Consider the following 17376-nt stretch of genomic DNA (forward strand, 5'->3'; position numbering starts at 1 on the left):
GCAAATTCGCTGGAGCGATAAATACGCGGACCACCCAAATTCAGTGGGGCTTAGAACCCAATTTGTCGCTCTCAACATTCTTTATAAAAGTACGTTTTATTGTTTAGCAACCGTTTGCTTTTACCAAACAGTCCGATAGAATCTCCGCTTTTCCATCAGGGGATTGTTTGCGATGTCTGTCAACACCATCGAGTCCGAAAATGCGCAAACGGTTGCGCACACCCAGCCCAGCGAGCTGATCTACCGCCTTGAAGACCGCCCACCGCTGGCGCAAACTATTTTTGCCGCGCTACAGCACCTGCTGGCGATGTTTGTTGGCGTCATCACCCCAGGCCTGCTGATTTGCCAGGCGCTGGGTTTACCGGCTCAGGATACGCAGCACATCATCAGTATGTCGTTGTTCGCATCCGGCGTCGCATCCATCATCCAGATTAAAGCCTGGGGTCCGGTTGGTTCCGGCCTGCTGTCTATTCAGGGCACCAGCTTTAACTTTGTCGCGCCGCTGATTATGGGGGGAACCGCACTGAAAACCGGCGGGGCCGATGTGCCAACAATGATGGCCGCCCTGTTCGGCTCCCTGATGCTGGCAAGCTGCACCGAGATGGTTATCTCCCGCATTCTGCCTTTTGCCCGCCGCATCATCACCCCGCTGGTCTCCGGTGTGGTAGTTATGATTATCGGCCTGTCGCTGATTCAGGTCGGCCTGACGTCCGTGGGTGGTGGCTTTGGCGCAATGGCGAACCATACCTTCGGCGCGCCGAAAAACCTGCTGCTGGCGGGCATCGTCCTTGCCATCATCATCCTGCTGAACCGTCAGCGTAACCCGTACCTGCGTATTGCTTCCCTGGTGATTGCAATGGCAGTCGGCTATCTCGTCGCCATGATGATGGGTATGCTTCCGGCGTATAACGCGCCATCCAGCGCCATTATGATCCCCACACCGCTGTATTACGGCCTGAGCATCGACTGGAGCCTGCTGCTGCCGCTGATGCTGGTATTTATGATCACCTCGCTGGAAACCATCGGTGATATCACCGCGACGTCAGACGTCTCTGAGCAGCCGGTTTCCGGCCCGGTCTATATGAATCGCCTGAAAGGCGGCGTACTGGCAAACGGTCTGAACTCCTTTGTTTCTGCAGTGTTTAATACCTTCCCGAACTCCTGTTTCGGCCAGAACAACGGCGTGATTCAGCTAACGGGCGTTGCCAGCCGGTATGTTGGTTTCTTCGTTGCCGTCATGCTGATGGTGATGGGTCTGTTCCCGGCCGTTGCCGCTTTCGTTCAGCAACTGCCTGAGCCGGTGCTCGGCGGTGCAACGCTGGTGATGTTCGGTACTATTGCCGCCTCTGGCGTACGTATCGTTTCCCGCGAGCCGCTGAACCGCCGCGCGATCATGATCATCGCCCTGTCACTGGCCGTTGGCCTGGGCGTCTCCCAGCAGCCGATGATTCTGCAATTCGCCCCTGACTGGCTGAAAAACCTGCTCTCTTCCGGCATCGCTGCAGGTGGCATCACCGCTATCGTGCTGAACCTGGTTTTCCCTGCCGATAAGCAGTAATCCCAACAGAGGCAGCGGCTGTTTTCCGTTGCCTCTGTAACGCTCTTTCACCATTCGTGCCTTGAGGAATGCGCATAAATCGTGCATAACTCCTGTACAGGCTTACGAGGGTGGAAGATCATGAAATTTATTGGAAAGCTGCTAATTTTCGTTATTGTCGTCCTGCTGCTGGCGATAGTAGCCTGTTATTTCCTGCTACAGACCCGCTGGGGCGCAACGCAGGTCAGTAACTGGGTAAACGAAAAGAGTCAATATCACCTCACCGTTGATGCTATTGACCACCAGCTCTCCTCCCCTTCCCATGTGCTGTTACGCAACGTCAATTTTGGCCGCAAAGGGCAGCCCGCCACGCTGGTCGCTAAAGCCGTTGATATTGGTCTGAGTAGTCGCCAGTTCACCGATCCACTGCACACCGACACCATTTTGCTGCAGGACGGCACGCTGAATCTCTCCCCGGCTACCGCGCCGCTTCCCTTCCAGGCGGACCGTCTGCAACTGAGCGATATGGCCTTTAACAGCCCGGCGACTGGCTGGGATCTGAGTGCGCAACGCGTCACTGGCGCCGTGATCCCCTGGCAACCGGTCGAGGGCAATGTACTCGGTACGCAGGCGCAAATACAGATGAGCGCTGGCTCGATGACCCTTAACGGCGTTCCTGCCAACAATGTGTTAATTCAGGGCAGCATTGACAAAGGTACGGTCACGCTGACTACCATCGGCGCAGATATGGCGCGTGGTTCGCTGACCGGTGATGCGCGACGCAACGCCGATGGTGGCTGGGTAGTGGATAACCTGCGGCTGACCGATATTCGCCTGCAGAGCGACAAATCGCTGAAAGATTTTTTTGCGCCGCTCACGACCCTGCCGTCATTACAAATCGGGCGACTGGATGTGACCGATGCGCGTCTGCAAGGGCCAGAATGGGCAATTGCCGATCTGGATCTTACGCTGCGCAACCTGACGCTGACCAAAGGCGACTGGCATACGGATGACGGCCAGTTATCAATGAATGCCAATGAATTTATCTACGGTTCACTGCATTTCTATGATCCGATTGTGAACGCCGAATTTACCCCGGCAGGCATCGCGATGCAGCAGTTCACCACCCGCTGGGAAAACGGAATGGTGCGCACATCCGGCTACTGGACACGCAACGGTAAAGCGCTGGTGCTGAACGATGCAGCCATCGTCGGGCTGGAATATACCCTGCCTGCCAACTGGAAACAGTTATGGATGGACACCCTGCCCGACTGGCTCAATAGCGTCACGCTGACCAGGTTCAGCGCCAGTCGCAACCTGGTGATTGATATCGACCCGGCCTTCCCGTGGCAGTTGACCTCGCTGGATGGCTACGGCACCAATGTGCAACTGGCACGCGACCACAAATGGGGCGTGTGGAACGGCGATGTGAAGCTCAATGCCGCTGCCGCAACCTTTAACCGGGTGGATATGCGCAGGCCATCGCTGGGGTTGAGCGCTAACGGCAGTTCGGTGAACGTTACCGAGCTGAGCGCCTTTGTTGAGAAAGGGATGCTGGAAGCCACCGCCGTGGTCGGGCAGACGCCGGACCGCACCGTGCGGGTCAGCCTGAACGGGCGTGGCGTGCCGATGAATGTCTTGCAACAGTGGGGATGGCCCGCGTTACCGATAGGTGGCGATGGCAATCTGCAATTGAGCGCCACGGGCCGCGTTCAGGCAGATGCGCCGTTAAAACCAACGGTTGATGGTGAGCTCTCTGCCGTGAATGCCCAGCAACAGCAGGTGAAACAGACAATGCGCGGTGGTGTGGTATCCGGTGGTGAGACGGCTGCGCCCACGTCGGCTCCGGCTCCGGCCACGACACAGCCCGCCCCGTAATCCATTTCCCCGCTGGCGTACCCCGGATAAGGCGTTTACGCCGCATCCGGGAAAATTACGTCACATTCAAACGTCCATACTCATGGCTTAACAGCCATTTCACGGGAACATCCTCGTCGATGACCGGGAAACGCCCGCCGGGCTCGAGAAAATGGTTGTCCCGCTTATCGTCATTCACCATCGAAATCTCCCAGCCGAGCACTAATGCTTTCTCGGCCCAAAAACGATGATACAGACGCGGCGGCAGGCACACCCCCTGCCCCGGTTTTAACACCAGCGTCTCACCGGGCTTAAGCGTACGCCACCGCCCGTCCACACGTACCTCCACCCTGCGCTGCTCATCAAACAGCGCATCATCCGTCGCCCAGCCGAGTTGCATACACAAATCGCCGCCGCCCCGGTTCAGAATGTCTTCCATTTTATGGGCATGGAAATGCCATGGCGTCTGCTGTTCCTGCTGGATTTGCAGCATCTTTTCGGCATACGGCTTCGGGTATGCCGTCGAATGCAGCGCGCCGTTACGCAACGTCAGCAGCGTCAGGCCGGTTTTGCTGAAATCGCCGCGACCAAAATCGGTAATATCCCAGCCCAGTTGCAGATCCAACACTTCACTCCACTCCTCCAGCGGCTGCTCTCGCCAGGCCTCGGCAGTAAACAAGGCAAACTCCGGCAGGCACACCCGGAACGTCGCGGCGATGGCATGGGCCTTATCAATGGCATAGTTAATCTGTGAGCGTTTCATTCTGTTCTCCCGGTTCGAATGGCAAGCCAGGCAGCGCCGCGCATGCCGCTGCTGTCGCCGTGATGGGCTTTCACGATGGGGGTGGAGAAATGATCGGTAAAAACGAAAGGGGCGACATCGGCGCTAAGCTGTGCAATAAGCAACTCCGCATTCGACACCCCGCCGCCAATCACAATCACGCCGGGGTCGAGAAGATTGACCACCGTCGCCAGTGTGCGGGCAAGCTGCTGGCGAAACCGCGCCACCTGCCGCACGGCATCGGGTTCCCCCTGCTGCGCCAGCGCCACAATCGCATCACTCGTCAGAAACTGCCCGTTAAGCAACTGATAGCGCTCGCTCAACCCCGTCCCGGAGACAAACGACTCCACGCAGTTATCTTTACCGCAATAACAACGCGCTGGCGGGCCATCATGCTGCTCGCTGTAGCCCGGTAGGGTAATGTGACCGCACTCGGCAGCATTGCCCCACGCCCCGACAAATGGCTGGCGGTGGATAGCTATCCCACCGCCGCAGCCGGTACCGAGCGTGATGCCAAACACCACGTCATACTGCTGCCCCGCGCCGTCACAAGCTTCGGACAGGGCGAAGCAGTTGCCGTCGTTCGCCATCACCACGGTCTGTCCCAGTAACTGCTGAAGATCCGCCTGCAACGCGCGGCCATTAATGACCTGAATATTCGAATTTTTAATCAGCCCGCTTAGCGGCGAAACGCTGCCCGGCAAGGCAATCCCCGTTATCATCGGCTGTTGTATGTCATGGCGAATCTGGTCGATAAAGGCGACCACCGATTCCACAAACTGCGCATAGCTCGCCTTTTGCGTCGGGCAGCGGTAGCGGGCTATTTCCTGGCCCTGCGCGTCCATCACCACTGCCGCGATTTTGCTGCCGCCGATATCCAGCCCCAGGTAGTACATACCCCTTTCCTTATTGCGAAAGAGGCGGGCGAACCCGCCTCCATGGCCTTAGTAGAGTGACGCTTTCCCGGTTGATCCAAACAGCTTCATTTTGTAGCGGATCACCTCCCGAGCGGCGTTGATCGCATCCGGGTAGATCACGTTCGGATCCCACCAGGTTTCACGGGCGAGGATCTCACGCACTTTCTGGAAGTAGGCGTATTTCATGTCACTGGAGATGTTGATTTTGCCCACCCCCAGGGTCACGGATTCAGCAATTTCCGCATCCGGGTTCGCCGAACCGCCGTGCAGCACCAGCGGAATATCCACCCGCCCGGCAATGTCGCGCAGAATGTTCATTTGCAGCTTCGGCTGCATCCCTTTCGGGTAGATTCCGTGCGCCGTACCAATCGCCACCGCCAGGGTGTCTGCTCCGGTGCGGGCAATAAAATCCTCTGCCTGTGCCGGGTCAGTGTAGGTCACCTCCGACACGCCGCCTTCCACAGATGTGCCCGTCTGCCCGATAGTGCCCAGCTCCCCTTCCACCGAAACACCCACCGCGTGCGCCAGACGTACCACTTCTTTAGTCAGCGCCACGTTCTCTTCATAGGGCAGCAGCGAGCCGTCAATCATCACCGAGGTAAACCCGCACTGGATCGCCCGCAACACATGCTCGACCGATGCGCCGTGATCCAGATGCAGGGTGAAAGGCACCGGGCTGCGCATGGTGATATCGCGGACATAACTGAAAAAAGTATCCCCGACAAAATCGTGCTCGCTGGGGTGGATGGAGATAATCGCAGGCGTGTTGGTGGCTTCCGCTTCTTCCACCACCGCGCGGATAAAGCAGCTATCCGCCACGTTGAACGCACCAATGGCGAAACCGTGTTGGCGGGTGGGTTTCAGTAACTCTTTCATCGAAATTAACATGTTAATTCTCCAGTTTCAGGGTGTAGCAAGCCCTGCCGGTGCGTCGTTGCAGAGGCATAGAAGGCGTAACAGATAAGGATCAGGCTTTGCCGATAGCGCCGCTGGCCTGTAGATACGGGATAATGGCTTCCTCGCTGGCCTGCTCCATGGCAATCAGCACATCCACCAGTTCGCGAGAGCTGTCATGACACAGGGTGTGCAGCAGCGCGGCTTTACCGGCTTCGAATACCGCCGCGCCGACGTTAATTTTGGCGACGCCAAAGGACGGGCAACGTTGCATCTGGTCAAACGGCGTGCCGCTGCCGCCGTGCAATGCCAGGGGTACCGTCGATTTGCGGGCAACCTCTTCCAGGCGCTGGAAATCGATGGCTGGCGTGATACCGGGGGCATACATGCCGTGCGCGGTGCCGACGGAAACCGCCAGCAGATCAATCCCGGTCTGCTCAATAAACGGTTCGACATCGGCGGCCTGTGTCATCAGATCCGCATTGGTGGCGTGGTCATAGCGCGGCGCATCGGCCAGATGGCCCAGCTCTCCTTCCACACACAGCCCGGCGCTGGCGGCCAGTTCAACCACCGCGCGGGTCTGGCGGACGTTCTCTTCCAGTGGGAAGGCGGAGGCATCAATCATCAGCCCGCTGAACCCCGCGCGAAACGCCTGGCGAATGCGCACCGGATCTTTTCCGTGGTCGAGGGCCAGCGTGACCGGCACCGTTGCCTCGTCGGCCAGCGCTTTCACCACCGCCACGGCAACCGGTGGCGGGAAGTGCGCCAGATGTCCCTGATACAGGTTCAGGATAATCGGCGCGCGGTGTTTCTCGGCAACCCGCACCACCGCGCGGGCGCTTTCGAGGTTCATGCAGTTGATGGCCAGAAGCGCATAGTGTTCACGCCAGGCTTTGGTCACCATACTTTTCATATCGGCAAACATACGGTCTCCGTTTATTCCAGGGTGAAAGTGATCTCTTCGTCTTTCAGTTTTTTATCGCTGAGCTCGTCAAACTCTTCGTCACGTTCGGTCACCGGTTTCTTCCACAGCGACAACATCACGCCGCAGATAACCGTGCCGATCCCCAACGCCAGGCAGAACAGCAGCGGATGGGTAAACAGTGGAACCACGAACATGCCACCATGCGGGACCGGGCTTTCCACGCCCCACACCATGATCAGGCCACCCGCAATCGCCGAGGCCACCACACAGGAGCCCACCACACGCAGCAGGTCACGCGCCGCAATCGGGATAACCCCTTCGGTAATCATGCAGATCCCCATCGGGAAGGCGGCTTTCAGCGCTTCGCGTTCAGCGCGGGTATATTTATGACGCGTCAGCAGGAAAGAGAGGGTGATGCCGAACGGCGGGATTATGGAACCGACAAATTTCACCGCTTCCGGCCCGTATACACCGCTAACCAGCAGGCCATCGGCAAACAGCGACATGGTTTTGTTCACCGGACCGCCGAAGTCGAACGTGGCCATCGCGCCAAGAATCGCCCCCATCAGAAAACGTGAACCGCCCTGCATCGACTCAAGCATATGGATCAGCGCTTCCTGCAACCAGGCGATAGGTTTGCCAATCAGGGTCATCATCAACAGGCCGCCGATAATGGTGCTCAGGACAGGCAGCACCATGATTGGCATCAGTCCCTGCATGGATTTCGGCAGACGAATGTAGTGTTTAAGCAGCAAGACGGTGTAGCCCACCAGGAACCCACCCAGCATCCCGCCGATGAATCCGGTATGAATTTGCCCACAGACAAAGCCGACAATCAGGCCCGGTGCGAATCCGGGACGATCAGCAATGGAGTAAGCAATGGCGGCGCTGATCAGGGGGACAATCAACCCCATTCCCCAGCCGCCAATCTGATTGAGCATCCATGGGATGGTGCCCGTTTTTTCTCCAACGTTTGTGCCGCCGAGTACCTGGCCGAGGGCAATACAGATACCCGCTGCCACAATTAACGGAATCATCCACGAGATGCCCGTCAAAAGATGTTTTTTTATTTCCTGCGAAACAGGAATTTTATTTTCACTCATGTGACCTCCAGATAAGGATCACGCATTAGCTAATGATTTCTCGACCTTTTCAAGAAACTGAACGGGTGATTTAATGACAATTTCGGTTTTAACTCGCACGATGCGTTTATTAACGAAGCGTTCTTCTCCTTTTATTTTGACATCGACTGCAAGAATAACGACGTCGGCTGCGGAAATATCTTCCGCGAGTAACTCATTTTCAGTACCGATAGTGCCCTGAGTTTCGACTTTTATATTATGCCCAAGCGCTTTCGCGCCTTTAATTAGCTTCTCGCGGGCAATATACGTATGTGCAATTCCCGCCGTACAGGCAGCGACACAAACAATATTCATAACATGCTCCACTTTTTATTTAGCAAACATCGGATTCGGCATATTGACTGAACAAGTCAATAATCTTTTGTGGACTACGTTCGACCAGTAATTGCTCGATGATCTCTTCATCCGCCAGTGCACCCGCCACCTGAGAAAGTAGACGGATATGCGTCGTGTTTTGATCTTCAAGCCGTACAGCAAATAAAATAATGCAGCGCACGTTACTGCCATCCAGAGTTTCCCAGGGAATATCGTGGCGTGTGCGTCCAATTGCCAGGGTAGTATTAACGACAGCCGAGGATTTACCATGGGGTATCGCGATATGATTTTCGAAGCCGGTCGACCCTTCTGATTCTCGTTGCCAGACATCTTTAATAAATGTTTCCCGGCAATTAATAGCGCCATCTTTTTGCAAAAGGTCGGTTAATTCCTCAATCGCCTCCGTTTTATTTGTAGCTTTCATATCTAAAATAACGCGATTTGTATTCAGGATTTTTGTTATGTCCATTAAACATACCTCATGGATTCAGATATTAATGTTCGACGACCAGAGACGTCGCACGATGCAATTTTTCCGTAATAACCGTTTCCGTCACGTGCTTAATATCAGCATCATTAAAAAAGGCGGTGACATATACCACTGGCAGAGCAATGGCCGGCAGATTGATCGTCGAAACAACCAGTTCAATATCATCCGTCAGTACCGACGGAAGGCTCCCCGCAGAGACCACGCCAACGATGGTCCAGTCCGGGAAGGCGCGCAGAATGCGGCTTTTTAACAAATGTGATGTACCGATACCCGTCGAACAGACCAGCAGTACGCGCTTGCGGGCAATCTGTCGCTCCATTGCCGCCTGGAAATGAACGGTCAGATAGCCGATTTCATCCTCCGACACCGCCTGTTCGCCCCAGCCGCTGAACACCCGGTTCACCGCGCATTGGGTCAGCCGCCAGACGTCCTGCAATTCATCTTTGATATCATCAAGCAACGGGTTACGAATGCGAATCTGGTAATTGAGACGGTTAATCAATGGCTTAATATGAATCAGCAGCCCGTCATAAAGTGCGATATCCTGGCTAAAGTCGCTGTCGACCATATCGGCGAAGGTCGCAATAAGCCGGTGGGTAATGAGCCGGGCTTCATCGCTTGAGTGCATATGGCCAATTACGCTAACGTCGTTATGCTCTTCAATCACCACGCCAGAAGAGATAATGTACTGATAAATAAACCAGACTTCGTCTTCCGGCAGCGGGTGGGCGATGCGTTGTTCAATCCGCTGGATCATACGGCTGGCAACGGTAAAGATGTTTTCATCAAAGGTACTGGCGTTGTCGTCTTTTTTGGGCAGCGCATTGCCACGGGTAATGCGGTACATCATGATTAAAATATGGGTGAAAATATTAACGTAATAGGGTTCGCCCAGCGACCAGCAGAGATCGTTCTCCATCTCTTGTAATAATGACTGAACGAATAAAACGTCTTCTTCGCCAAAATAATGGACCAGCGCGTTATAACTGCCTGGATCGAGGCGAGAATAGATTACGCTACCCGGTTCGTTATGGTTAATAACGCCATTGATCAGCGAAGCCATTGCCTGACGCACGCTGCTTTCGCTGCCTTCGATATGCGTTCCGCTCTGGCTGCGTATTAACGTTAATCCCAGCGGAGCAATCCAGGACTCAATCACCTTAAGGTCATTCACAATAGAGGCGCTACTGATAAAATAGCGTTCGGATAATTTGCTGATAGACGTTTCATGTGGCGTTTCGCTTAATAGTTGCGAAGCTATTTTCACGCGCCGGGAATTGTTCATCATGCCATCGGCATCATCACCTTCGGTGCCAAGCAACTGGTCGAGATGCAACAAGTCTGTGATATTGTCCGCGCTGAGCATCACCCCGGCACCGGCACGTTTATGAATGCCGATATTCCATTCTGCCAACCACGGTTCGAGGATGCGTAAATCCCGCTGAATGGTTTTTTCCGATACATTTAAGTATTCAGCAATTTTTAACAATGTAATAAATTCCCTTCGCGGGAGAAGGAATTTCAATAATCTGTTTTGTCGCGAGGTAATCATTTGCATCATTTACCCTTACACAGATTAAAAATAATGATGAAGCTCTAAAACAGATAAGCTCCGTTTGCAATCCGTGATGATAAATATAAAAGGGCATTGGAATAACGACAATACTAAATCGTGTCCTGCCTTCCGGACAAAAAATAAGACAACAAGCGGGATCTCAGAGATATTTACAGCGCAGATCACACTTTTTGAGCTAATTAACGTGATAGCGCTCGCAAATATGGCGAGGACAAAAATTTTAAATAAGGTAATTTTTTTCGCAATGTCTGGAAAGACGTAGTGGGGCACGGGGGAGAAATGCCAGTGATCGTGCTCTTCCCGCCCCGGATGCGGTGCACACATGGTTGTCATGTCCCGACAAACCTCAGTCCGCCATCCCTGGCGGCCTGCCCTTGTCATCGGGTCTTCGTCTCACCGATTTCAGCGGGAACTCAACCCCCCTCGCTACACGCTCTGCGCCAGAGGGGGGCAAAGATGTCGCTATGGTTGCTATGTGGGAAAATGGTTAGCCGTGGCTAAAAGAGGCTGAAAACGTTCACAGTCTCTACGGCTTATGCGTGGTGTGCACGAATTTAGCTACCGAATGGCGCTTGTTGTTTACTATGACGGCGATTGTGCCGTAAGAGAAATTTTAGTAACCACATGAATAAGTTAGTATTTAACTTAAACGTATGGAAAAGCGGACAGCAGACCGAGAAAAAAGTGTGATGGGGGATGTGGTAAATGGTTGAAAGTGGCTATAATGCGCCCCGCCTCCATGTAGCAATCGAGGCGCGGAAGATCGTCGTCTCCGGTGAGGCGGCTGGACTTCAAATCCAGATGGGGCCGCCAGCGGTCCCGGGCAGGTTCGACTCCTGTGATCTTCCGCCAAAGTTGCTCCGTACCCATCCGTGAATGTCTAAAAAATCCTTTAATTTCAAAACATATAGTAAATCACTCATCCGTAACCGTCCGACAAGTTCTCCCTGAATCCATGAAAAATATGTATAGTGATGTGTATAGATTCTTTATACACATTTTTGACTTATACATATGGCACTTACAGACATACAAATCAAACGAGCAAAGCCCCAAGATAAGCCATACACATTGAACGACGGGCAAGGCCTGTCATTGCTTATCAATCCCGACGGCTCGAAGGGTTGGCGTTTCCGTTTTCGCTTTGCCGGTAAAGCACGGTTGATGTCATTTGGTAGCTATGACTTAGTGAGCCTTGCAGAAGCACGTGAGAAACGTGACACCGCCCGTAAGCAAGTCTCTAATGGCATTGACCCAGTAGAAGAACGCAAGGCCCAGAAACTTGCGCAGCAACTCTCTACTGAGAACTCATTCGAAGCCATATCTCGTGAATGGCACGCAAATAAAGCTGACCGCTGGACAGTAGGCTACCGCGAAGAAATCATTAAGACATTTGAGCAAGATGTTTTTCCGTTTATTGGGAAACGTCCTATTAATGAAATCAAACCTTTAGAGCTGCTTGAGGTATTGCGGCGAATAGAGAAGCGCGGAGCACTGGAGAAAACCAGAAAAGTGCGGCAAAGATGCGGCGAGGTCTATCGCTATGCGATCATAACTGGCCGCGCTGAATACAATCCAGCACCTGATTTATCAATTGCTCTCGCTGTCCCGAAGCAAAAACACCATCCATTTTTATCCGCCGAAGAGATGCCTCATTTCGTTAGAGATCTTGAAGCATATACTGGCAGCATCATCACGAAAAATGCGACAAAAATAGTTATGCTTACCGGTGTTCGTACTCAAGAGATGCGCTTTGCAACTTGGGATGAAATTGATTTGGACAAAGGGATTTGGGAAATCCCCGCAGAACGAATGAAAATGCGCAGGCCTCACATTGTCCCTTTATCTACTCAGGTAGTTGATCTATTCAAGCAGCTCAAACCTATTACAGGCCATTACCCTTATATCTTTATTGGCAGGAACAACCGCAGCAAACCGATATCGAAAGAAAGTGTTTCACAAGTGATTGAGTTACTTGGTTACAAAGGCCGCGCTACAGGTCATGGTTTTCGCCATACCATGTCAACAATATTGCATGAACAGGGATTTGATAGTGCGTGGATTGAAATGCAGTTGGCGCATGTGGATAAGAACAGTATTCGTGGAACTTATAATCATGCGCTGTATCTTGAAAAGCGTAGAGGAATGATGAACTGGTATGGTGATTATATTTATCCGAAATCGTTGCCTACATCACTATTAGAAAAATAGCTAGGATTCGCAACCATGTTAGCAATATTCCTAACATCAGAACCAAACTGGTAAAACGAGCATACCACTTCATAAGCCCTCAATTGTTTATAAGATCTCTCTTGGAATTTTTCAGGAAGACCTAAAATAATTGATTTGTGGTTACAGAATTTCAAATTGCCATGAAATTTTATTATTTTTTTTGCAATATTCATCAAAGTACTGATAAATGAAAATTCGATATCATAATACATTTTCAATCTATAAGCATTTTTCAACTTACGTGCACAAAGAAGAACCTTCACTTCCCCTTTGTTTATCCATCCGTGATGATATAACTGTTTAAATATCTCCTCCCAAGCGAAAATATAAATACCTTGAGAAGCAAATTTTCTTATAGATATATTTCTAATGCTTGTAATCAATAAATCATTAACGAAAAGTAATGAAAATTTATTTTCTGGAAGTGTCTCTAATAGCTCTAAAACATCAATATTACTATCTATTTCATATTGATAATCATTTTTAGCTTTCCATAAAAAATTAACTTTTTCATATATATCAAAATCACCACTAATAACCTTTCCTTCATCAATGACATGCTTTAAGAAGAGGCTGCCAGCACTTGCTAAATACATAGCTTTTTGTTCATTCATTACTGTTACATCATATCCTAAAAATTGAAATTTCCTTTTTTCCTCTTTGGCATATTTCCAACCATTATGTATCAGTAGCAGATCCCGATCTGAATAGCGGGATGCGACACCGTTATGTCTGCTGCCATATTCAATAGCAATCATTACTTTATAATCCTATTAAACAAGGCACTTACAGTGAAACTCAATAGAGAGATCCCTAAAAGCACATTTGCAATTATTAACCATCTACCAATACATGTAGGATTACCAAAACCAGATGCACCTAGTGTTAGCATAGTTGTAACTGTAAAATATATTGATTGGCTGAAACTATTTATCCCACCTGAGTCGAAAATGAAGTCACCAAGCAATCTATTTATTACAACCAACAATACAAATATTATAGAAGTTGTTAGCACTAAATTCCTCAATCTATAGCCATACCCAAACAACTTACCATAAAATTTTAAAGCTATTTTCTTAGAGTAAAATACAAATATATTTTCATTACTTTTTCTCTTTTTGTAATTTTGAACATACAACCAATCATTGAAATAATATTCAGCCTCTGCCTTATAAGCTTTTTGCGATTCTTCTTTATAAAGCAATCTTAATTGATCAAAAAGCCAGACGGCTACATTAGCATATTTATCATCACAGACAGCATTTTTAAACTGCCCCGGTTTAGCATAACAAGATGTGTTAAATTTAGCTCGAAAAAAATTACAACAGTTAAAACTGCAACTATGAAAACGAACACCATCAAATATTGAATATATAAACAAGCAGTTCTTAAAAACACAACGTTCAAATGTTACATCTTTCAGCTCTGTTTTTGAGAAAGATACATTCTCAAATGTTACTGAAACTATTTTTTTAGAGGTCAAGTTATTAGGCATATACATTATATTATTAATATGCCGGGCTTGACTTAATAGTTTGAAAAATTCATCTTCTGTTTCCATTTTTGTAAATGGCGCTGAAATTTGAAAAAAATCATCTTTCATTTTACGTATCCTTAAGAATTTATCCCTACATTTAAAACAAAAAATACTATGAAGAAGCAATACTCCGAGGAAGAAACGTAATCTTTATGTCAGCATTTTGTCAATTAGTCTTAGACCATACAACTTCACCTACATGCGCCGCAAAACAAGATTCCCACAGCGGCACAATACCGTAAACCAGAACCATGGTGCTATAAAGTCAAACCTAATGAAATCCTTGCTGTCTTACGCTGCATATTAATCATGATAAAGCCGTACAATCACCCTGATCATAGAAACTATATTTTAAATCTCAGCGCGCAGTGCTTTCCCCGCCTCGCCTGCCCGCTTAACGGGGCGGTTTTAATGCAGGCGCATGAACCGGCTCAGGCCGCGCCGGGACTGGTGCGGGAAGGGGTAAAAAAGGTGAATAAACACATGCAAAACCATGCACCCTGTGGATGCATGGCGTAATTCAGGAAAAATAGCGGGATTTTCGGTGATTTTCAGGCGGGGTGCTGCGCGGCCATGTCTGCACACCGGCGCGCATAAATCTGGTTCTGTGCAGGCGTATATTTTTCCTGATTATCTGCCCGCGAAGCCGCGTCAGGCCTGTGTCCGGCGGCGGTTAAAATGTCATTATCCTGCGCACAATAATTTATTTCCTGACCGGTGCTCAGCCATGCGGCCAGCGCATCACGCAGATACGTGGTTGCGCGGTCGAGGGCGCGACGTTTAATAAAGTCCGGCTGGCCGTTGAGCGCTTTTAATTCCGGGGCCAGTACGGCGGCCAGTGTGGCCCCGTGCTCCTGCATAAATCCCTCGAGGCCGTTTTGTATGCTGACGTGCTGTAAGGTTTCATGCGAGCGGATATAGCGACCGGCGGCCCGGTTAATCTGCCATTTATTCACCTCAATGCGCCCGCGCAGAGCCGCCACCCTGACCGGGCAGTTTTCACTGTCACCGGAAAGATGGTCGTCCAGTGCCTGCTCTGCCTTTTCCCGTTCCGTTTTCAGGTTAAGCCAGGCGGTTTTGTCGGCCTGACAGATGTCAAAGGCCTGCTGTGGTGTGAGTGTGGTCAACGGTGTTCTCTCCCGTGGTCTTTAACAGTGTATGAGAGGGTGTATTTACGGTGCCGGTGGACTGTCCGGCTCCGGGGACGGTACAAGCACCCCGGCACGTATCACCCCGTCAACCGATTCGGTGGTACGGAACGTGGCCGAGCATTCAATATTCCGGCACTGGTGATAGCGGCGTTTGACGTTTTCCGACAGGTAGCTGCTTGTGCGCGAATGGGCGGCGTGTTTGCAGAACGGGCAGTGAAACATGATTTATACCCCCGTCCCGTTAGCGGCTTTTTTTGCGGCCAGTGCCTGAGCGAGTTGCGTACGTCTGGCCGGGCTGTTATAGAGCTTCATATCCACCCCCGTCAGTGCCGGGCGGTACAGACCGGTGACGGACAATACCGGCTCCTGTGCCATATCAAACTCGTGAACAGCCTTCATTGTCCCCAGGCCGTCCGCAAGCTCACGGGCCGCAGTGGCATATGCTGATTCGCTGCCGCTTAACTCCAGCGAACGGATACGCAGCACAAAAGCGCGTATCAGTGCCGGGTCAATGGCTGTCAGGGCACAGGCCCATTCACCGTCGGCATACGTGGTGAATGCCGTTCTGTGTGCATCTGTGTACTGACGTGCTGACCTGCATGCGCCGAGCATCGCACTGTCTTTGTCGTCTTCCAGTTCGGCAATCAGGGCGGTGAACTCTTCCGCCAGTTCGCGGTTCGCAATGCGCTGTGAGTGTTCGGCTTTCATTTCCGGGGTGAGGTTACCGCGGAGGTTGCGGAACCGGCTGCGCCAGCTCTGTTCCGCTTCCGCGCTTTCATCCAGCGCGGCCTGCCGTTCCTGTTCACTGCGACGAATGGCCGCTTCGGTGTCATACAGTTTTTTCATGCTGGCCGTGTGGGCATCACGGGCCTGCGTGAACGCCTCCAGGGCAACGGCCACGCGCTGTTCATTCTCCTTCCTCTGCTTCTCTGCTGTCGCTTTCATGGCGGCGGCAATAATGTCTGCGGGCTTCATCATTTAAGGCTCTCCGTGTGTGTTGGCTGAGGTCATTCTGCCGTGCACCACACAACGGGGCGATTCATTAGGGTTGTGGCAGGGTTGGCACATAAGGGACATAACCCCGGCTCGCCAGAAAGAGGTCGCAGGAAACCCCACTCACCGTTTATTTTTTTACTGATAACTGTTCACTACTGTTCACCGGAAATAAAAAGATAAGTAATACAGTAAGTTAAAGGGTGAACAGTTGAGGGGGTAACTGTTCACCGACTGTTCACTACTGTTCACCGAAGCAATATTTAAATATTGGTCCGTTAATAAAAAAATGAATGTTTATTCCTGTTAATAAAGCGAAATCAAACACCATAATATATTGTACTTTCCTGTTTTCCTGACTCCTCACCACTATCCGACATTATTCAGTAATATCCGGCATCCGGTTGTTTTTTGAGCCTATGTTGTGTCAGTGGCAGACGCATTTGGCCTTGTTGCCATGACTGAAAATATGTACAAAATAGGGAGCTACCCGAAGCCGGACAGACATACCCGGCGCTGTATAAACCCAATGAGGTAGCCCGATGCACACCGCTTTTCCTTCTCCATCTCCCGCGCCACTTCCCCCGGTGATGCCCGTCCCTGACAGGACTCAGGAGCGCTTTTTACGCCTGCCCGAAGTGATGCATCTTTGTGGCCTGTCCCGTTCGACCATTTATGACCTCATCAGCCGCAGCGAATTTCCGCAACAGGTCTCTCTCGGGGGAAAAAATGTCGCCTGGGTACATTCCGAGGTCAGCGCCTGGATGGCGGACTGTATCGCCCGTCGTAACGGAGGGATGTGCGCATGATTATCCTGACCATTGGCGAACAGAAGCACACCCTTACCTCCGAAGATGCCCATCTGCTGAGTCTTGCCCTGACCTCTGTCACGGAAGGGAAAAGCGCCAGCCGGGGATACAGAGTGCGTTCACCGGCGTTCAGTGTGGAGCGTGCCGCCCCACAGGGTGAGCAGAAGCATCACCGTTCCCGCCCCGCCGGGGAAGACACGCTCACTGACTGCTGAGGTGC

At 51.4% G+C, this 17376-nt stretch carries 18 protein-coding genes and 1 tRNA gene; 6 read left to right on the plus strand and 13 right to left on the minus strand.

The window, feature by feature from the left end:
- Positions 1 to 172: 172 nt before the first annotated feature.
- Together AAIG39_RS04450 and AAIG39_RS04455 are read left to right on the plus strand one after the other, a co-directional pair.
- Complete coding sequence (locus AAIG39_RS04450) at positions 173 to 1558, plus strand: uracil-xanthine permease family protein (protein WP_249573110.1); 1386 nt, start codon at positions 173 to 175, stop codon at positions 1556 to 1558.
- 120 nt (positions 1559 to 1678) lie between these two features.
- Positions 1679 to 3415 (plus strand): AsmA family protein, encoded by a 1737-nt coding sequence (locus AAIG39_RS04455; protein WP_090083568.1) that lies wholly within the window; start codon positions 1679 to 1681, stop codon positions 3413 to 3415.
- A 55-nt stretch (positions 3416 to 3470) separates the two neighbouring features.
- On the opposite strand, the gene AAIG39_RS04460 is transcribed toward AAIG39_RS04455, so the two are convergent.
- The 8 genes from AAIG39_RS04460 to AAIG39_RS04495 all read right to left on the minus strand — a co-directional run bounded on the left by AAIG39_RS04460 (position 3471) and on the right by AAIG39_RS04495 (position 10416).
- The gene (locus AAIG39_RS04460; RefSeq protein ID WP_343193267.1) at positions 3471 to 4157 is read right to left on the minus strand and encodes a D-lyxose/D-mannose family sugar isomerase; all 687 of its coding nucleotides are present in this window, start codon (positions 4155 to 4157) and stop codon (positions 3471 to 3473) included.
- Positions 4154 to 5071 carry an ROK family protein gene (locus AAIG39_RS04465; protein ID WP_343193268.1) on the minus strand — a complete coding sequence of 306 codons (918 nt, stop codon included), beginning with the start codon at positions 5069 to 5071 and terminating at the stop codon, positions 4154 to 4156. Before AAIG39_RS04465 ends, AAIG39_RS04460 begins: the two co-directional genes overlap by 4 nt.
- A 48-nt stretch (positions 5072 to 5119) precedes the next feature.
- Positions 5120 to 5980 (minus strand): ketose-bisphosphate aldolase, encoded by an 861-nt coding sequence (locus tag AAIG39_RS04470; RefSeq protein ID WP_249573106.1) that lies wholly within the window; start codon positions 5978 to 5980, stop codon positions 5120 to 5122.
- A 79-nt stretch (positions 5981 to 6059) separates the two neighbouring features.
- Positions 6060 to 6911, minus strand: coding sequence for a class II fructose-bisphosphate aldolase (locus AAIG39_RS04475; RefSeq protein WP_343193269.1), 852 nt, complete (start codon positions 6909 to 6911; stop codon positions 6060 to 6062).
- 11 nt (positions 6912 to 6922) lie between these two features.
- The gene (locus tag AAIG39_RS04480; RefSeq protein WP_090083562.1) at positions 6923 to 8014 is read right to left on the minus strand and encodes a PTS fructose transporter subunit IIC; all 1092 of its coding nucleotides are present in this window, start codon (positions 8012 to 8014) and stop codon (positions 6923 to 6925) included.
- Positions 8015 to 8032: 18 nt separating this feature from the next.
- A complete protein-coding gene (locus tag AAIG39_RS04485) occupies positions 8033 to 8347 on the minus strand; it encodes a PTS fructose transporter subunit IIB (RefSeq protein ID WP_090083561.1) in 315 nt (104 codons plus the stop codon).
- Between the two features lie 19 nt (positions 8348 to 8366).
- A complete protein-coding gene (locus AAIG39_RS04490; RefSeq protein ID WP_090083560.1) occupies positions 8367 to 8837 on the minus strand; it encodes a PTS sugar transporter subunit IIA in 471 nt (156 codons plus the stop codon).
- 25 nt (positions 8838 to 8862) lie between these two features.
- Positions 8863 to 10416, minus strand: a complete 1554-nt coding sequence (locus AAIG39_RS04495) for a BglG family transcription antiterminator (protein ID WP_343193270.1) — start codon at positions 10414 to 10416, stop codon at positions 8863 to 8865.
- Between the two features lie 775 nt (positions 10417 to 11191).
- On the opposite strand from AAIG39_RS04495, the gene AAIG39_RS04500 reads away from it, so the two are divergent.
- Together AAIG39_RS04500 and AAIG39_RS04505 are read left to right on the plus strand one after the other, a co-directional pair.
- Positions 11192 to 11286 (plus strand) — tRNA-Sec (locus AAIG39_RS04500).
- Between the two features lie 162 nt (positions 11287 to 11448).
- Positions 11449 to 12645: a tyrosine-type recombinase/integrase gene (locus AAIG39_RS04505; protein WP_343193271.1), complete on the plus strand. Its 1197-nt coding sequence runs from the start codon at positions 11449 to 11451 to the stop codon at positions 12643 to 12645.
- Here the strand turns inward: AAIG39_RS04505 and AAIG39_RS04510 are convergent.
- The 5 genes from AAIG39_RS04510 to AAIG39_RS04530 all read right to left on the minus strand — a co-directional run bounded on the left by AAIG39_RS04510 (position 12606) and on the right by AAIG39_RS04530 (position 16329).
- A complete protein-coding gene (locus AAIG39_RS04510; protein WP_343193272.1) occupies positions 12606 to 13424 on the minus strand; it encodes a hypothetical protein in 819 nt (272 codons plus the stop codon). The genes AAIG39_RS04505 and AAIG39_RS04510 overlap by 40 nt on opposite strands.
- Positions 13424 to 14269 (minus strand): pentapeptide repeat-containing protein, encoded by an 846-nt coding sequence (locus AAIG39_RS04515; protein ID WP_343193273.1) that lies wholly within the window; start codon positions 14267 to 14269, stop codon positions 13424 to 13426. Before AAIG39_RS04515 ends, AAIG39_RS04510 begins: the two co-directional genes overlap by 1 nt.
- 485 nt (positions 14270 to 14754) lie before the next feature.
- Positions 14755 to 15330 carry a phage polarity suppression protein gene (locus AAIG39_RS04520; RefSeq protein ID WP_343193274.1) on the minus strand — a complete coding sequence of 192 codons (576 nt, stop codon included), beginning with the start codon at positions 15328 to 15330 and terminating at the stop codon, positions 14755 to 14757.
- A 45-nt stretch (positions 15331 to 15375) separates the two neighbouring features.
- The gene (locus AAIG39_RS04525; protein WP_096980945.1) at positions 15376 to 15576 is read right to left on the minus strand and encodes an ogr/Delta-like zinc finger family protein; all 201 of its coding nucleotides are present in this window, start codon (positions 15574 to 15576) and stop codon (positions 15376 to 15378) included.
- 3 nt (positions 15577 to 15579) lie between these two features.
- Entirely contained in the window at positions 15580 to 16329 is a 750-nt protein-coding gene (locus AAIG39_RS04530; RefSeq protein ID WP_343193326.1) for a capsid protein, read from the minus strand.
- 560 nt (positions 16330 to 16889) lie between these two features.
- Between AAIG39_RS04530 and AAIG39_RS04535 the strand changes: the two genes are divergently transcribed.
- Together AAIG39_RS04535 and AAIG39_RS04540 are read left to right on the plus strand one after the other, a co-directional pair.
- Positions 16890 to 17156 (plus strand): helix-turn-helix transcriptional regulator, encoded by a 267-nt coding sequence (locus tag AAIG39_RS04535; protein WP_343193275.1) that lies wholly within the window; start codon positions 16890 to 16892, stop codon positions 17154 to 17156.
- Positions 17153 to 17371, plus strand: a complete 219-nt coding sequence (locus AAIG39_RS04540) for a hypothetical protein (protein WP_343193276.1) — start codon at positions 17153 to 17155, stop codon at positions 17369 to 17371. Before AAIG39_RS04535 ends, AAIG39_RS04540 begins: the two co-directional genes overlap by 4 nt.
- The last annotated feature ends 5 nt before the right edge of the window (positions 17372 to 17376 follow it).

This window comes from Phytobacter palmae, assembly GCF_039409775.1.
In the GTDB taxonomy this organism is placed as follows: domain Bacteria; phylum Pseudomonadota; class Gammaproteobacteria; order Enterobacterales; family Enterobacteriaceae; genus Phytobacter; species Phytobacter palmae.

Bases quoted from the DNA above. Each gene is read 5' to 3' on its own strand.
- AAIG39_RS04450 (WP_249573110.1), top strand. From the start codon at position 173: ATGTCTGTCAACACCATCGAGTCCGAAAATGCGCAAACGGTTGCGCAC.
- AAIG39_RS04455 (WP_090083568.1), top strand. From the start codon at position 1,679: ATGAAATTTATTGGAAAGCTGCTAATTTTCGTTATTGTCGTCCTGCTG.
- AAIG39_RS04460 (WP_343193267.1), bottom strand. From the start codon at position 4,157: ATGAAACGCTCACAGATTAACTATGCCATTGATAAGGCCCATGCCATC.
- AAIG39_RS04465 (WP_343193268.1), bottom strand. From the start codon at position 5,071: ATGTACTACCTGGGGCTGGATATCGGCGGCAGCAAAATCGCGGCAGTG.
- AAIG39_RS04470 (WP_249573106.1), bottom strand. From the start codon at position 5,980: ATGTTAATTTCGATGAAAGAGTTACTGAAACCCACCCGCCAACACGGT.
- AAIG39_RS04475 (WP_343193269.1), bottom strand. From the start codon at position 6,911: ATGTTTGCCGATATGAAAAGTATGGTGACCAAAGCCTGGCGTGAACAC.
- AAIG39_RS04480 (WP_090083562.1), bottom strand. From the start codon at position 8,014: ATGAGTGAAAATAAAATTCCTGTTTCGCAGGAAATAAAAAAACATCTT.
- AAIG39_RS04485 (WP_090083561.1), bottom strand. From the start codon at position 8,347: ATGAATATTGTTTGTGTCGCTGCCTGTACGGCGGGAATTGCACATACG.
- AAIG39_RS04490 (WP_090083560.1), bottom strand. From the start codon at position 8,837: ATGGACATAACAAAAATCCTGAATACAAATCGCGTTATTTTAGATATG.
- AAIG39_RS04495 (WP_343193270.1), bottom strand. From the start codon at position 10,416: ATGCAAATGATTACCTCGCGACAAAACAGATTATTGAAATTCCTTCTC.
- AAIG39_RS04505 (WP_343193271.1), top strand. From the start codon at position 11,449: ATGGCACTTACAGACATACAAATCAAACGAGCAAAGCCCCAAGATAAG.
- AAIG39_RS04510 (WP_343193272.1), bottom strand. From the start codon at position 13,424: ATGATTGCTATTGAATATGGCAGCAGACATAACGGTGTCGCATCCCGC.
- AAIG39_RS04515 (WP_343193273.1), bottom strand. From the start codon at position 14,269: ATGAAAGATGATTTTTTTCAAATTTCAGCGCCATTTACAAAAATGGAA.
- AAIG39_RS04525 (WP_096980945.1), bottom strand. From the start codon at position 15,576: ATGTTTCACTGCCCGTTCTGCAAACACGCCGCCCATTCGCGCACAAGC.
- AAIG39_RS04530 (WP_343193326.1), bottom strand. From the start codon at position 16,329: ATGAAGCCCGCAGACATTATTGCCGCCGCCATGAAAGCGACAGCAGAG.
- AAIG39_RS04535 (WP_343193275.1), top strand. From the start codon at position 16,890: ATGCACACCGCTTTTCCTTCTCCATCTCCCGCGCCACTTCCCCCGGTG.
- AAIG39_RS04540 (WP_343193276.1), top strand. From the start codon at position 17,153: ATGATTATCCTGACCATTGGCGAACAGAAGCACACCCTTACCTCCGAA.